Below are 15293 nucleotides of genomic sequence, written 5' to 3' on the forward strand. Positions count from 1 at the left end.
TCAAAGCCGGGATTCATATTTATAAAATCTAATATTATGATTTATTAGAAATTGAATGATAAGCTTGTAGACCAAGTTCTTCCAAATCCGAAATAAACTCTGTTAGAAGGATCCAATCCTTTGTATAAAGTTGTCTGGTAAGCATCAAATTTCTGTTGTGCAGTTGTTGTTACTCCACCAGTAGTTGTTGTGGTAAAGTCCTCAAGGTTTTTAGTCTTGATATTAGTTGCACCATCCTGAATATACGTAGTATCAAACAAGTTGTATATGTTTACACCAAGAGTGAAATATTGGCTTGGATTCTTTAATTTAAGCTTGTAGGATGCTCCAACATTGATTAAATTAAAATCAGGTAGTTTTAAAGCTTCGTTTCCTGGTTTAATGAAGTCATTCATATTCATTGCAGAATATACTTTTCCTACATACTGCCAGTTACCATATACTCTAAGGTCAGAAACCGGAGTTACTGTAAATCCTAATGAAGAGGTAGTTTGTGGAATACTGTTGTTAGTACCACCTACTTTTACTTTATCTAAATAAAGAGTAGAAACGTTAGTTCCGTTAGTTAGGATAGGTGTGTTGTCATCCTGGAAGTTAGATCCTGTTCCGTTTCCTTTGTATTGATAATCTCCCCAAGAGAACATTCCCTGTAGTTCTAAGAATCTGTTTAGTCTGTAAGTTGCTTCAGCTTCTACCCCCTGGTGAAGTTGAGTAATACCACTGATTTCAGAATATCCTCTGATTCCGTTTCCGAAGTCTACACCTCCTCTTCTGAACCATCTGTCTTTCCATTCAGTTCTGTATACGTTAACTTTTGCATTGAAGTTAGCCGTTTTGAAACCATATCCTAATTCAACAGAGAAAATTTTCTCATTCGTTAAGTTAGGGTTAACTACTTGCTGGTTACTTGGGTATACTGCACTCATTAAAGGCTGCTTGCTGTAATAACCGATATTGGCAAATACGTTATTGTTAGCATCAATATTATAGTTGGCACCCCCTTTAATGTTGTAGCCAAATAGGTTTTTAAATCCTGTTTTTCTGTCTACTGCCTGGCCTTGTTGAACCGTTCCAGGTTTTGTAAAGTCATCAATTCTCTGATATCCCTGGTTGGATATGGAACCTTGTGCATAAACCGTTAATTTGTCAGTAGAATATTCTACTTGTCCGAAACCACTGTACCATAATACTTCACCATCATTACTGAATGCTACTCTGTCTTCCATAGGAGCATTTGATCCACCGAAAGGATTCCAGTTTAATTTTTGGTAATCGTATGTGTTACGTACAATATTATTTCCAGGTAGATTTTTGTTAGTAGCATCAGTATAACCGGAAGCTCCATATAAATCAGAAACTACCTGATAGTGGTATCCGTAATAGTATCTGTCATCAGTACCTACTGAGAAGTTCCAATTATCATTGATTTTGTGCTGGAAGTTCATCAAAATACCATACCAGTTGTGAGAGTTCACACTTGAGCTACGTACCAATGTATTTCCGGCAACACCTACCGTTGGAGTTACAGCTGCGTTAGCGGCAAAAATTGCATTGTAGTTATAATGTCCTTCTGCATCATAAAAGTCACCCATTCCTTTTCCACCAACTTTACCAAGGTTTCTGGCACCACCACCACGTCCGTTAGACATATAGGCAACCGTACTTAAAGTAGACTTGTCGCTGATTGTCCAATCCCAGTTCAACATCATTACAGGCTTGGAATAGTAGTTCATAGCATTAGCTATGTTGGTTCTTGTTCCATCTGCTGAAGTATAGTATCCATAGTCAGAGTTATATTGTCTGTATGGTGTTCCGTCATTGTCCGGATTGTATTTGATATAGTTTCCAATAGTAGGTGCCCAAGATCTTTGGTCGTGCCACTGTGGAGAAGAAGTCATCATAAACTGTAAGTTATGCTTTGCACTTGGCTGGTAACCTAATGCGAAGAAATAAGTATATGATTCGTAATCTGTATTTTGTACATAAGTTCCTCCTGCTTGTCTGGCCATCAAGAATGATGCTGCCCAACCGTTTTCAGACTTACCTGTATTATAAGCAAATGAAGTTTTTAAGAAATCGTTATTACCAATACCTAATCTTACAGCTCCTCCTTGTTTCATGTCTGCAGAACGTGTAATGAAGTTCATTGTACCTCCTACAGAAGCAATCGCTAATTTAGAAGAACCAAGACCTCTTTGTACCTGCATTGTACTAGTTACATCAGATAAACCTGTCCAGTTTGACATGTATACGGTACCACCTTCCATATCGTTAACAGGCATACCGTTTACCATTACAGCAATGTTTCTGGATTCAAAACCACGCATAGTGATCTGAGAATCTCCAAAACCTCCACCCCCTTTTGTAGCATATACAGATGGAGTAGTGTTTAACATTTCTACAAGCTCTTGATTTCCTTGTCTTTCAAGAATTTGTGCAGCTTTAATTGTAGAAACTGCTACTGGCGTCTTTCTATCTTTTGCGATATCAGTTACACCTTTCAGAATAACCTCTTCAAGGTCTTTAGACTTAGCCTTCGCTGTGTCCTGAACTTGTTGAGCGTAATAAACACTAGCTGTAGATAAAGTAATAACCGCAGTTAGTATCGATTTGTTGATTAATTTCATAATCGTTAGTAATAGTTAGATTTAATTTTCTGCAAAATTCGCAAAATAAAATTTAACCATTATTAACTCAATGTTAATTTTTAATCAATCTTAATAATATTAAGTATTTGATTATCAATATTATAAATAAAAATTGAATTTTTGTATGAAAAAAGTCATGTTATTGTATTTTTAACAAAGCAGGGTTGTTTTTGTTAAAAATACAACGCTATTTCACGGCTTTGAGACTCAGATCAATATTTTCAGCCGAGTGTGTAAGGGCTCCGGCAGAGATAAATGTAACTCCTGTGGAGGCAATTTCTTTTAACATATCGCGGGTAATTCCACCGGAAGCTTCCGATTCACATGACCCATTGATCATTTCCACGGCCTGCTTCATAGTCTCCACATTCATATTATCAAGCATGATTCTGTCTACTTTTGCTTTGATGGCTTCCTGAACTTCTTTAAGATTTCTGGTTTCCACCTCGATTTTTAATTTTTTCTTAGTCTTTTTAACATAATCCTTTGCCATCTTTACAGCACTGGTAATGCTTCCGTTGTAATCAATATGATTGTCTTTGAGCATAATCATGTCATAAAGCCCATATCTGTGATTGGTTCCGCCTCCAATAGCTACAGCCCATTTTTCACATATTCTGAAATTGGGAGTGGTCTTTCTTGTGTCCAGAAGTTTAGTTTTCGTACCTACCAACCTGGAGTCCCAATCATGAGTAAGAGTGGCGATACCGCTCATTCTTTGCATGCAGTTAAGAATCAGCCTTTCGGTAGAAAGAATAGATCTGGCACTTCCGGTTACAATAAGGGCGATGTCTCCCACTTTTGCAGCGTCACCATCCTTAAGGAAGACTTCAACTTTTAAATTTTTATCAAATGTGTTGAAAATAAACTCTGCCAGTTCCACACCTGCTAAGATACAGTCTTGTTTTACCAGAAGTTTAGCACTTTGTTCCAAATCTTGAGGGATTGTGGAAAGAGTGGAGTGATCGCCATCCTGGATATCTTCTTCCAGCGCATTTTTTATAAATGTCTTTAATGCTTTATCGGTAACGTAACTTGGTCTTTTCATTATGGTATGCTGTTTAAGCTAAATCTTTATTATAAAATGCACCTTTGTTTTCTTTCATTTCCATAGACTGGGTAATGATAAGATGGGCAACGGTCGTTAAGTTTCTTAATTCTGAGAGTTGGGGAGAGAGAATAGAGTAGTGATAGATCTCATCCACAGCAGCTGCAATTTCCTGATGTTTCTGTAGTGCCATATTCAGACGTCTGTTGCTTCTCACAATTCCTACCAGGTCACTCATCATTTCCTGGAGCTGTTTTCTAAGGTAGCTGATGATTACCATTTCATCCATGATTTTCATTCCTTCTTCATTCCATTCAGGAACAGCTTTCAGATCATCAAAGTTAAAATTATTTTCATTCAGTAATTCCATTGTTTTCATCGCGGCATTATGCCCGAAAACAAGTCCTTCAAGTAAGGAGTTGGAGGCTAGTCTGTTGGCTCCGTGTAATCCGGAATTGGTACATTCCCCTACGGCAAAAAGATTTTTAATAGAAGATTGTCCGTCTCTGTCTACTTCAATTCCTCCCATCAGATAATGGCAAGCCGGAACAACCGGAATCAATTGAGTGAACGGATCTATTCCTTCATCTTTACACTTTTTATAAATATTAGGGAAATGCTCCAGAAATTTCTCCTGGTTCATCTCATGACAGTCAAGGCCGGCATATTCGTCCCCTGAAATTTTCATTTCGTTGTCAATAGCTCTGGCAACAATATCTCTTGAGGCAAGTTCTTCACGTTCATCATATTTCTGCATGAACTTTTCACCTCTTTTTGTTCTTAATTTTGCACCATCACCTCTTACGGCTTCGGAAATAAGGAATAACATTCCGTCAATCTTACTGTATAAAGCAGTAGGGTGGAATTGATAATACTGCATATTGGAAACCTTTCCTTTGGCACGGGCAACGAAAGCAATTCCGTCTCCTGTTGCAATCTTAGGATTGGTGGTGTTTTTATAAACATGTCCGGCACCTCCGGTGGCAACCAATGTTATTTTGGAAGTTATCTTTTTGATTGTTTTGGACTTTTCGTCCAGAATATAAGCACCATAGCAATGGATATCTCCTTCGTTCAGTTCTTTTCCGGGAACATGATGCTGGGTAATGATATCAATAACATAGTGATGGTCTAAGATTTCAATATTGGGACTGTTATTGGCTGTTTCCAATAGAGCTCTTTCAATTTCAAATCCGGTGATATCTTTATGATGGACAATTCTGTTTTCAGTGTGGCCTCCCTCTCTTCCCAAAGCAAATTTGCCGTTTTTCATATCAAACTGGGCACCCCATTCTACAATTTCATTGAATCTTGCAGGAGCTTCCTTGACTACCATTTCTACCACATCCCGTTTGTTTTCTCCATCGCCGGCCCTCATGGTATCATCAATATGCTTTTCAAAATTATCTTTTTGAAAATCTGTAACCACAGCAAGTCCGCCTTGAGCATATTTGGTATTGCTTTCGTCTTCGTCAGACTTTGTTACGATAATAATCTTGGCATCAGGGAGCTGTTCAGAAACTTTAATGGCATAGGAAAGTCCGGAAATGCCGGAACCGATTACTAATACATCCGCTTTTATCATATGCTTGCTTTAGGTACAATCGTTTAAATATTACATAAATTTAAACAATTTTTCGTTTGGTTTTCTTACTTTTTTCATGTGTTGGAAGTAATCTTCTTCAGAACGGTAACCTAAAGCGAGGGTAACGGTTACTTTTTCTGTTTCAGGATTTATACTAAGAATTTCTTCTATGATATCCTGTCGAAAACCTTCCATGGGACAAGAGTCAATATTTTCTATAGCGGCTGCATACATTAAGTTGGCCAGTACTATATAGGATTGTTTCTCTGCCCAGTTGAAAATTTCATCCTGTGTTTTCTGCACAATATGCTGATTGATACTGTTTTTGAATGGCTCAAGTTTCTCAAGAGAAGTTTCTCTTACCTCAGAAATATGATTGAAATATCCCCGGATATAGCTCTCATCAATTGTCTTTTTTGAAATGATTACAATAAGATGGGAACAGGTGGAGATTTGTGATGGATTATAGAAAGCCGGAATCAGTTTCTGTTTCATAGCTTCACTTTCAACAACTAAAATTTTATAGGGTTGAAGTCCAAGTGAACTTGCAGAGAGTTTTCCTGACTCAAGAATATTATAAAGTGTTTCCTGAGGAATCACCTGATGATTAAATTTTTTAACAGAATATCTTCTGCTCAAAGCTTCCAAATAATTCATAAGGCAAATTTAAGAATTGAATATGAATAAAATGGGTTTATAATGAAATATATCCTCTTAAATAATACAAAAAATCACTCCCGATAAAGGAGTGATTTTTTTAGTATGGATCAATTTTTTTAATCTCTATTTTTAACCATGATCCAGCCGGAGAATTTTATCGGCGTGTTTTTCTGGTTATTTTCATTCCATGTTACAGAATACCAATAGTTTCCTGTAGGAACTTTTTTGCTTCCATGGATGGTTCCATTCCATTTGTACCCGTTAGATTGATCGGCCTGGAATATTTTGTACCCATATCGGTCAAATACTGATATTTCAAGATTTCGTTTACCTGATAATGCGGAATAGTCTACGAAATCATTGACGCCATCATCATTAGGGGTAATTACATTAATGAGATTAGGTACAGTAATAGCTATTTCAATAGGGGTACAGTTATAGCTGTCTTTTACATAAACTTTAGCCTCACCTCTGGTTATATTGGTAAATACGTTGGAATCCTGCCAGTTAATATTATCCATAGAATACTGGTAGGGAGGAGTTCCTCCGTTAACGTATACTGTGACTGTTCTTCCTGATACATCAATACTGGTTACTACCGGGTTTTCGGAAGCGTATACTGTTACAGTTTGGGTGGCAATACAGTCTCCTGTTTTTAATTTTACCCAATATGTGCCTACTCCTACGTTATTGATAACCTGTGTAGTGGCTCCAGTGCTCCATTCATAGCTTTTGAATCCCGGTCCTGCATCTAAAGTCGTTTTGTTTTCTATACATATAATCTTGTCTTCCAAAATAGGAGAAAAGGTGGGTGGTATGACGGTGATGTTCACTTTAGCGATTGCATAACATCCGTTCGAGTTCGAAACTTTGATATAAATAACCCCGGTAGGGGCTACATAAGTAGATGCATTGTTTATTTCATTGGTTTCATTGATAGCATCAGTTAATGAAGGGTAATATTTTTTTGTAGTTCCATTTTGGGTAGTCACTACGGCTCCGGTAAGGTTAAATGAAGCCATTGACGGGTTGCTTTCTATAAAGCAGGATCTTATTTCAGCATCATTAACAACAACTACAGGGTGAATGTTCAACGTGATTTTGGAAGAACTTACACAGCCTTGGGGAGTAGTTACTTTTACATAGATGGTTGCGGCAGGAGAAGCATAGGCTGTAGGATTAGTTATTTGATTGGTTCCTGCGTTCATATCAAACAGGGTAGGGTAAAACTCTTTAAGGACACCGGGTATAGAAGTTACCGTTGCTGAAGTGAGGTCAAAGGTAGCGGTACCGGCGTTATTGTTATTACATTCTGTAAGACTGGCATTATCTGCTGCAAATGGTGTGGGATTGAGTTGTATGATTCCGTCTCCATTGTCACAAAGAGTGGAGGTAGGGTCTTTCACGATTACTTTGATCGTTGTATTTCCTGAATACTGAAAGCTTGAAGGATTGGCAATAGGTGTTGGGCTTCCTAAAATATAATAAGTGAAAATATAATTTCCGGGGTTATTTACAAATTGAGAATTATAAGAAGTAAGGTCAACAACGCCATTTCCCGTGGCTGGGTTGGTGCAGACAAAAGGAGTTACGGTATTGCTTAATATAGGAACTTTATCTACGAATACTTTTGCATTTTTAATAGAGTGCCTGGCGCTGGCACCTCCTGTTGCTGCAGAAAATCCAAAATACCCCTGTGACATTCCTGCTGCGGCACCGGAAGGCGCAAAAGACTGGTCAACAACAAGTACTCCGTCTATTTTTATTTTGATGATCCAATTGGTTGGGTTGGTAAGATCTGTTTCTCCATTCACTTCCACATGTTTATAAGTGTCACCTACAAAAGGTTGGGTAGCATTGAGGTCAGGTGAATGAAAGGTACTTCCCGGAGTATTGTTAAATTCTATATTGTTGCCGGCAGTATTGTTAGTGCCATATAAAAGGTGTACTTTGCTCATCTGCCCCTCGGTGGTATTGTTGAAAATATCAAATCCTACCATCAGTCCTGATGCATTGGCTGGAATTCCTAATCCTCCTCCTGATACAAAACCTGTGGGTGGATTAGCAAGATACCAGAATGTGAATCCGTCACCTCTTCCAAACTGTGTTGTTCCGTTTCCGTCAATTCTGAAGTCAAATTCTACTTTCCATTTGTCACAGTAGCTTAAGGTGATGGGATCTGCCAAAGTTATAGCACCAAATCTACTTGTCTGGTCGGTTGTAAGCCTTATGAAATCTGTGCTTACAATAGCGTCTGAAACAAGATTCCAACCAGTTGTATTAACCGGATTTCCTATAAGCTGATAGGTTTGTGAAAATAATTTTGGAGGTAGCCCTAGTAGAAAGGCTAATAAACAAATGAGTATATGTTTTTTCATAGTGGATGGATTGTGATATTATTAGTTGTATTACAATGAAAATAGCATGGTACAGTTTTTTTGTTAAAAATAGATTGCTTTCAATATCAAAACCACCCCTCTAAGGAGGTGGTTTTGTTTTTTAAAATTTATTCTCTGTTCTTTACCAATACCCATCCTGAGTATTTGGTTTCAGTATTGTTTTTATTATTTTCATTCCAGGAAATAGTATACCAGTAAGTTCCAGTAAGGATTTTTTTCCCTGAAGCAGTACCATCCCATTGGAGGTTTCTTATTTTGTTGGCTTCATAGAGCTTGTTTCCATATCGGTCATAGACAATGAATACTAAGTTTCTTTTATAAGCCAGTGCAGAATAATCAATAACATCGTTGATATTATCTCCATTAGGTGTAATTGCGTTGATCAGATTCGGAACTGTGATCTGTACTTCAACAGGAGTACAGTTGTAGAAATCTTTTACAAAAACTTTTACTTCACCTCTTGGAAGCCCTGTGAAAGTGTTTGAATCCTGCCATGTACTGCCATCCAGAGAATATTGATAAGGAGGCGTTCCTCCCGATACATTTACAGTAATGCTGTTATTATTGATGTCAATACTTGAAATAACAGGATTTGCAGAAGGAATTACTTTTACAATCTGCTTGGTTATACAGTTTCCGGTTTTCAGAAGTACCCAGTAAAGTCCTGCATTCACATCTTTTATAGATTGAGTTGTAGCTCCGGTACTCCATAGGTATCCATCAAAGCCTGGCCCGGCATCTAAGTCTGTTTTACTGTCTATGCAAATTATTTTGTCTTTTAGAACAGCAGATGTAACAGGTGGCAGTACGATGAGGTTAATTTTAGTGATAGCAAAGCAGCCGTTAGCATCTGTTACTTTTACATAAACAGTAGTGCTTGGTGAGATGTATTGAAGGATGTTTACAATCTCGTTGGTTCCGTTTAATGCGTTGTTTAAGGTGGTGTAATATTTTTTGCTTGCCGTTGTTAGCGGAGTAACATCAGCTGTGGTAAGGTCAAACTGGGCATTGGTGATATTGTTTTCAATAAAACAGGACCGGAGACTCGCTTCTTTAACTTCTGTTTCAGGATAGAAGGCAAGGGTTATTTTTGCTGTGCCTACGCATCCCTGTGGAGTCGTTACCTTTACAAATACCGTTCCGGGAGCTGATAAATAATTATCAGGATAAGCGATTTCATTGATATCAGCGTTAAGGTCGTTTAGTGTCTTATAGTATTTTTTTACAGAACCGGGAACACCTGTTACATTAGCTGTAGTCAGATTAAAAATTGCCGTGCCGGCTTTGTTGTTGTTACAGGCTGTAAGTGTTTTGTCTTCTGCTTTAAATGGAGCCAGCACCAATAAAATACGGGCATCAGGATTATCACATAATATTCCCGCATTATCTTTGATGACCACAGTAACGGTGGTGTTAGCGTTGAATTGATAATTAGTGGGAGTGGCAATAGGAGTAGAACTGCCAAGAGGATAATAGGTGAAAGTGTAGTTGGCAGGATTGCTGACAAATTGAGAATTGAATGTTGTTAAATTTACATTTCCATATCCGGTAGTTGGATTGGGGCAAAAAGACTGAGTTGCAGAGTTCTGCAAAATAGAGACTTTATCCGTATAGATTTTTACATTTTTAATAGAATGTCTTGATCTTGCTCCACCTGTAGAAGCTGAAAAACCAAAATAACCTACCGTCATTGCAGCGGCAGTGCCGGAAGGAGCAAAAGACTGATTGCAAATTAAAGTGCCATCAATGGTTATACTGACAATCCAGTTGGTAGGAGTAGCCGGATCTACCTGGGCACTTACTTCAACATGTTTAAAGGTGGTGCCTTGAAAAGGTAGCGTGGTATTCATATCCGGTGAGTGAAAAGAACTTCCCGGAACATTAAAAAACTCTACGTTATTTGTATCGGTTGTATTGGTAACTTGTCCGTAAGCAACATGAACCTTGCTCATTGTAGCAGTAGTTGTATTGTTGTAGGTATCAAATCCTGCAATAAAACCCACTGCATTTTGAGAAACTCCAAGACCGGAGCCCAGTACACTTGCAACCGGAGGATTGGCCAGGTACCAAAAAGCGAGACCGTCTCCATTGGAAGTTTGGTTAGAATCCATTCTAAAGTCGAATTCTACTCTCCATTTGTCACAGTATTTCAGGTTAATAGGATCATTCAGTCTGATTGATCCGGATTGGTTGTTGGTATCAGGAGTGAGTTGAATAAAATCACCGTTTACCTGTGTGGGAGAAACCATTGTCCATCCTGTAGTGTTAATTGGATTTCCGGTAAGCTGGTAAGTTTGGGCGAAAGATTTTCCCGATAAACAGAGTAGTAGAAGGGTAAGGAAAAAAAATAAATTTTTATTCATTTAAATGGGAATTTTAATTAATAGGTAAAGATATTAAATCCCAGATAAATAATATGTATTTAATGTTAATTTTGTTAAAATTTATATATTTTATTCAAAATATGGTATAAATTTATGGGTAATAATGAATGTTTTCGGCGGGTGGTTGAATTTATGTTGATTGAATCAAAATAGGGAATTGCTGTCCAGGCCTTCAAAATAGGAGTCTATTTCCAGATTTTGGGAAGCAGCAGCCGCAACGGCCAGCTTATCGCAAAGCTCATTTTCAAAATGCCCTGCGTGCCCTTTTATCCAATGCATCTTGGGTTGATGCTTGTTGTAAAGCTCAATGAATTTTTTCCAAAGATCAGGATTTTTCACATTTTTCCATCCTCTTTTTATCCATCCTGTAATCCAGTTTTGATTGATAGCATCTGCTACATACTTACTGTCTGTATAGACATGGATGTCATTTTCTGTAGACTTTAATTTTTCCAGGGCTGTGATTACAGCCAGAAGTTCCATTCTGTTGTTGGTCGTCTTTCGAAAACCCATGGAGAATGTTTTCTGATAATTTTTTTCGGGAACACGCATAAGAATGCCATATCCTCCTTTTCCGGGATTTCCACTGCAGGCTCCGTCCGTATAAATTTCGATTTTCAAATTGATCTTTTTAAATTGATTTGCTTTCTAAGGCTAAGCATGGGTCTTAAAACGGAAAATCATCATCGTCATCGAAATCATTCATCGACGATCCTGAAAGTTTTGAACTATCCGGCAGATCAAATGCTGCGCCAGGCTGGATAGTGGTTTTAATTTTGTCGAAGCCACTTGGATCAGGGGAGCCAAAATTCGAAGGATAACCTCCACCGGCACCATCAAATGCCGCTTCAATATCACCAAATTTTGCAAAATGCTTCAGGAAAGACAGTCTGACATCAGCTGTTGCACCATTTCTGTGCTTGGCAATAATCAGCTCAGCCTGATTTTCTGTAGAAGTTTCCTGTCCTTCATCGTCATTATCCCAAACTGTAATTTTATAGTATTCAGGTCTGAAGATAAAAGATACAATATCTGCATCCTGCTCAATAGCTCCGGATTCCCTCAGGTCAGAAAGCTGAGGTCTTTTTCCCGGGCGGGCTTCCACACTTCTGGAAAGCTGAGACAGTGCAATAACAGGAACATTTAATTCCTTTGCAATCGCCTTTAATGAACGTGATATCATAGAGATTTCCTGTTCACGGTTTCCAACACCTTTCCCACTGCTTCCGGCTGTCATCAGCTGAAGGTAATCGACCATGATCAGTCTTACTCCGTGCTGCATAACCAGTCTTCGGCACTTCGCACGGAAATCAAAGATTGAAAGTGATGGCGTTTCATCAATATATAAAGGAGCATTTTCCAATTCGGAAACATTGGAGAACAGTCTTTGCCATTCTTCATCATCAAGGGTTCCCTTTCTTAATTTTTCGGATGAAATTTTAGTCTCGGATGCAATCATTCTGGTGATAAGCTGTACCGAGGCCATCTCGAGAGAGAAAAGAGCCATTGGGATCTTGTGACCTACTGCAATATTTCTTGCCATTGAAAGAAGAAATGCTGTTTTACCCATCGCGGGACGGGCAGCAATAATGATAAGATCGGAATTCTGCCATCCCCCGGTTTCTTTATCAATATCTCTGAAACCGGAAGGAACTCCGGAAAGTCCTTCCTTATCTTTTAAGGATTTAATAGTATCAATAGCTTGTTTTACTAATGAATTTGCGGTGTCGAATCCTTTTTTAATCGTTCCGTTAGTGATCTCAAAAAACGATTGTTCGGCTTTGTCTAAAAGTTCAAAAACATCAGTAGATTCCTTGTATGAAGAATCAATCACATTGGCAGAAACATTGATCAGACTTCTTAAAATATATTTTTCAAGAATGACACGAACATGGTATTCAATATGAGCGGATGAACTCACACCCATAGTAAGATCTATAATATAATGGTCTCCTCCTGCCTGGCTAAGCTTATCCACTTTTTTTAAATCCTGGATAATCGTCATTAAGTCTACAGGGTGGTTACCCTCATAGAGTTTTAAAATCGCGGAAAAGATGACCTGATGTCTCGGATCATAAAACACTTCAGGAGTAAGGAGGTCAATGGAATGATCCAACCCCTTTTTGTCAATCAAAAAAGTTCCAATAACGAGTCTTTCGAAATCCACTGCATTGGGTGGCATTTTTCCATCCGCAATAGACAGCTCTTTTGCAAAGTTTCCGTGTGTTAAGGATGATAATGTTTCTTTCTGCGCCATGGTGCAAAGATAGCTTATTTAGAAAATAATTAAAAAATAGTATTCAACAAATTATTATCAGTTGTTATGAAAATACTGTAAACAGGAGGTTCATTATGTTGATAAAAAAATCACCCCGGTCTGGGGTGATTTTCATAAGGTTATAAATGAAATTTATTCTTTATTTTTCACCAATACCCATCCTGAATATTTGGTTTCAGTATTATTTTTATCGTTTTCGTTCCATGAGATAGTATACCAGTAGGTTCCGGTAGCTATTTTTTTGCCAAAGGCAGTTCCATCCCATGTAAAGTTTCTGATTTTGTTTGCTTCATGAAGCTTGTTTCCGTATCGGTCATAGACGATGAATACCAGATTTTTCTTGTACGCTAAAGCTGAATAATCAATAACATCATTGACGTTATCTCCGTTAGGAGTAATTGCATTGATAAGGTTAGGAACCGTAACGGTAACCTGAACCGGAGTACAGTTGAAAGAATCTTTTACATACACCGTATTTTCACCTCTTGGTAACCCTGTGAATGAATTAGACTCCTGCCAGTTTATTCCGTCAATAGAAAACTGATAAGGAGGAACTCCGCCTGTAGCAGTAACCTTGATGGTATTATTGCTTATTTCAAGATTCGAAATCACCGGTTGTAGGCTAGGGCGCACATGAACTTCCTGAGGAGTGATACATTTTCCTGTTTTCAATTTTACCCAGTATGTTCCTATTCCTACATTGTTGATGACTTGCGTTGTTTCTCCGGTACTCCATTCATAACCGTCAAATCCAGGTCCTGCATCCAGTGTTGTTGTTGCTTCAGCACAGATCACTTTGTCTTTTAGAACGGTAGATTTTACCGGTGGAAGAACCGTTAATGTGATTTTTGCAATGGCAAAACATTGCTGAGCATTGTTAACCCTTGCATAGACGATTGTACTTGTTGAAAGATAAGCATCAGGAATAGCAATTGGATTAGACTGACTTAAAGCGTCATTCATTGTTTTGTAATACTTTAAAACATTTCCTGCAGGGAGTGGGTTTGGAACACCAATATCTGCATGGGTAAGGTCAAAAGTAGAAGAAGATACGTTATCCGGGATATAACAATTTTCCATTTGAGCATCTTTCAATACTACTGTCGGATGAAATTGCAATCTGATGGTAGCGTTAGCGGTACATCCGAATACGGAAGTTACTTTTGCGTACACTGTTGTTTCCGGAGAAATATAGTTGGTAGGACTTGTAATTTCATTGGTTCCGGCATTCAAATCATCAAGAGTAGGATAGTATTTAATCACTGCTCCGGCACCACCAAATACATTGGCTGTGGTAAGATCATACTTTGCAGTACCTGCACCATTGTTATTACATGAAAGTAAGGTGACGTTATTAGCCGTAATGCTTGCATTTACAAATTTGAATTTTCCATTGATAAAGCAACCGTTCATTGGATTGTCCGGATTGGATGGATCATGGTAAACAATTCTGTAATAATAGATAGTAGTTGCATTTACAGTGGTTGTGGTAATCGGATTTTGACCTGTAAGAACATCATTGATCTTATCATGGTAAGTTACCTGAAAATTACTATTGTTTCCGTTGATAATTCCTGCACTCAGAGAAAGGAAATTAAACTGAGTAGGAAGTCCGCATACCATAACCGTACTTGGTTCTGTAGGATCTGCAGCAGGAATTCCAGGAGTAACAAATGGGTTAGGTGTTAGAGTAGGATCATTAAATGCTGAGCTTAAGCTCGCTGTTCCCGTCCATTTCATTGAAAACCCATTGATTGATTTTCTGTGGTTGTTGATCACCAAATAATAGGTTTCTCCTGCTACTGCATTGATATAAGGGCTCCATTTATCAGCATTCATACTGGATGTCAGTCCCGGAGGATTAACAGGGAATACAGCAGGTGGATTTAGAGTCAGGTCGAGTCCTGTATCTCCACCGGTTCCTGAATAGTTACATCTTAAAGGCTGGAGGAAAATATTAGTGCCGGGCTCTTGCAAAGCAGCACACCCTCCATTGGTAGGTCCATAGACTGCAAAATCATAGTCATCTGTCTGAACATTAGGTACGATTGTGAATGCAAGCGTTCCTGAAGTGGATACACTGAAAGTATACCAAACTGTAAAAGTTTCATTTACGGATAAACATCCTCCATGTTGATTGAGGACCTCCAGGATACTTCCAATTCCTGACGGGGTATAGGAAATATCAGAGTCCCCACATATTGGGATTGCTGTGATACAATCCGATTGCGAGTAAAACGCCTGGGATATAAAGAAAGTTAAAATAAGTAGTAATTTTTTCATTGTTGAAA

At 38.2% G+C, this 15293-nt stretch carries 9 protein-coding genes; all 9 read right to left on the reverse strand.

All coding sequences use genetic code 11. From position 1 onward, the window contains the following. Positions 1 to 44: 44 nt before the first annotated feature. A complete protein-coding gene (locus tag JML65_RS04505; RefSeq protein WP_202270037.1) occupies positions 45 to 2627 on the reverse strand; it encodes a TonB-dependent receptor in 2583 nt (860 codons plus the stop codon). A 208-nt stretch (positions 2628 to 2835) separates the two neighbouring features. Then, positions 2836 to 3696 (reverse strand): carboxylating nicotinate-nucleotide diphosphorylase, encoded by an 861-nt coding sequence (gene nadC / locus JML65_RS04510; protein WP_047484853.1) that lies wholly within the window; start codon positions 3694 to 3696, stop codon positions 2836 to 2838. 13 nt (positions 3697 to 3709) lie between these two features. Further along, positions 3710 to 5281, reverse strand: a complete 1572-nt coding sequence (nadB, locus tag JML65_RS04515; protein ID WP_047484854.1) for an L-aspartate oxidase — start codon at positions 5279 to 5281, stop codon at positions 3710 to 3712. A gap of 30 nt (positions 5282 to 5311) precedes the next feature. Next, positions 5312 to 5938: an NAD(P)H-dependent oxidoreductase gene (locus tag JML65_RS04520; RefSeq protein WP_047484856.1), complete on the reverse strand. Its 627-nt coding sequence runs from the start codon at positions 5936 to 5938 to the stop codon at positions 5312 to 5314. Positions 5939 to 6057: 119 nt separating this feature from the next. Then, on the reverse strand, positions 6058 to 8319 hold the full coding sequence (locus JML65_RS04525; protein ID WP_202270038.1) for a T9SS type B sorting domain-containing protein: 2262 nt from the start codon (positions 8317 to 8319) through the stop codon (positions 6058 to 6060). A gap of 128 nt (positions 8320 to 8447) precedes the next feature. Continuing rightward, entirely contained in the window at positions 8448 to 10703 is a 2256-nt protein-coding gene (locus JML65_RS04530; RefSeq protein ID WP_202270039.1) for a lectin-like domain-containing protein, read from the reverse strand. A gap of 165 nt (positions 10704 to 10868) precedes the next feature. Beyond that, positions 10869 to 11345: a ribonuclease HI gene (gene rnhA, locus JML65_RS04535; protein ID WP_047484858.1), complete on the reverse strand. Its 477-nt coding sequence runs from the start codon at positions 11343 to 11345 to the stop codon at positions 10869 to 10871. Positions 11346 to 11391: 46 nt separating this feature from the next. Continuing rightward, entirely contained in the window at positions 11392 to 12981 is a 1590-nt protein-coding gene (gene dnaB / locus JML65_RS04540; protein WP_084086489.1) for a replicative DNA helicase, read from the reverse strand. A 153-nt stretch (positions 12982 to 13134) separates the two neighbouring features. After that, positions 13135 to 15285, reverse strand: coding sequence for a T9SS type B sorting domain-containing protein (locus tag JML65_RS04545; protein WP_202270040.1), 2151 nt, complete (start codon positions 15283 to 15285; stop codon positions 13135 to 13137). Between the last annotated feature and the right edge of the window lie 8 nt (positions 15286 to 15293).

Source organism: Chryseobacterium sp. KMC2 (assembly GCF_016756935.1).
In the GTDB taxonomy this organism is placed as follows: domain Bacteria; phylum Bacteroidota; class Bacteroidia; order Flavobacteriales; family Weeksellaceae; genus Chryseobacterium; species Chryseobacterium rhizosphaerae.

Bases quoted from the DNA above. Each gene is read 5' to 3' on its own strand.
- JML65_RS04520 (WP_047484856.1), bottom strand. From the start codon at position 5,938: ATGAATTATTTGGAAGCTTTGAGCAGAAGATATTCTGTTAAAAAATTT.
- JML65_RS04545 (WP_202270040.1), bottom strand. From the start codon at position 15,285: ATGAAAAAATTACTACTTATTTTAACTTTCTTTATATCCCAGGCGTTT.
- nadC (WP_047484853.1), bottom strand. From the start codon at position 3,696: ATGAAAAGACCAAGTTACGTTACCGATAAAGCATTAAAGACATTTATA.
- nadB (WP_047484854.1), bottom strand. From the start codon at position 5,281: ATGATAAAAGCGGATGTATTAGTAATCGGTTCCGGCATTTCCGGACTT.
- JML65_RS04505 (WP_202270037.1), bottom strand. From the start codon at position 2,627: ATGAAATTAATCAACAAATCGATACTAACTGCGGTTATTACTTTATCT.
- dnaB (WP_084086489.1), bottom strand. From the start codon at position 12,981: ATGGCGCAGAAAGAAACATTATCATCCTTAACACACGGAAACTTTGCA.
- JML65_RS04525 (WP_202270038.1), bottom strand. From the start codon at position 8,319: ATGAAAAAACATATACTCATTTGTTTATTAGCCTTTCTACTAGGGCTA.
- JML65_RS04530 (WP_202270039.1), bottom strand. From the start codon at position 10,703: ATGAATAAAAATTTATTTTTTTTCCTTACCCTTCTACTACTCTGTTTA.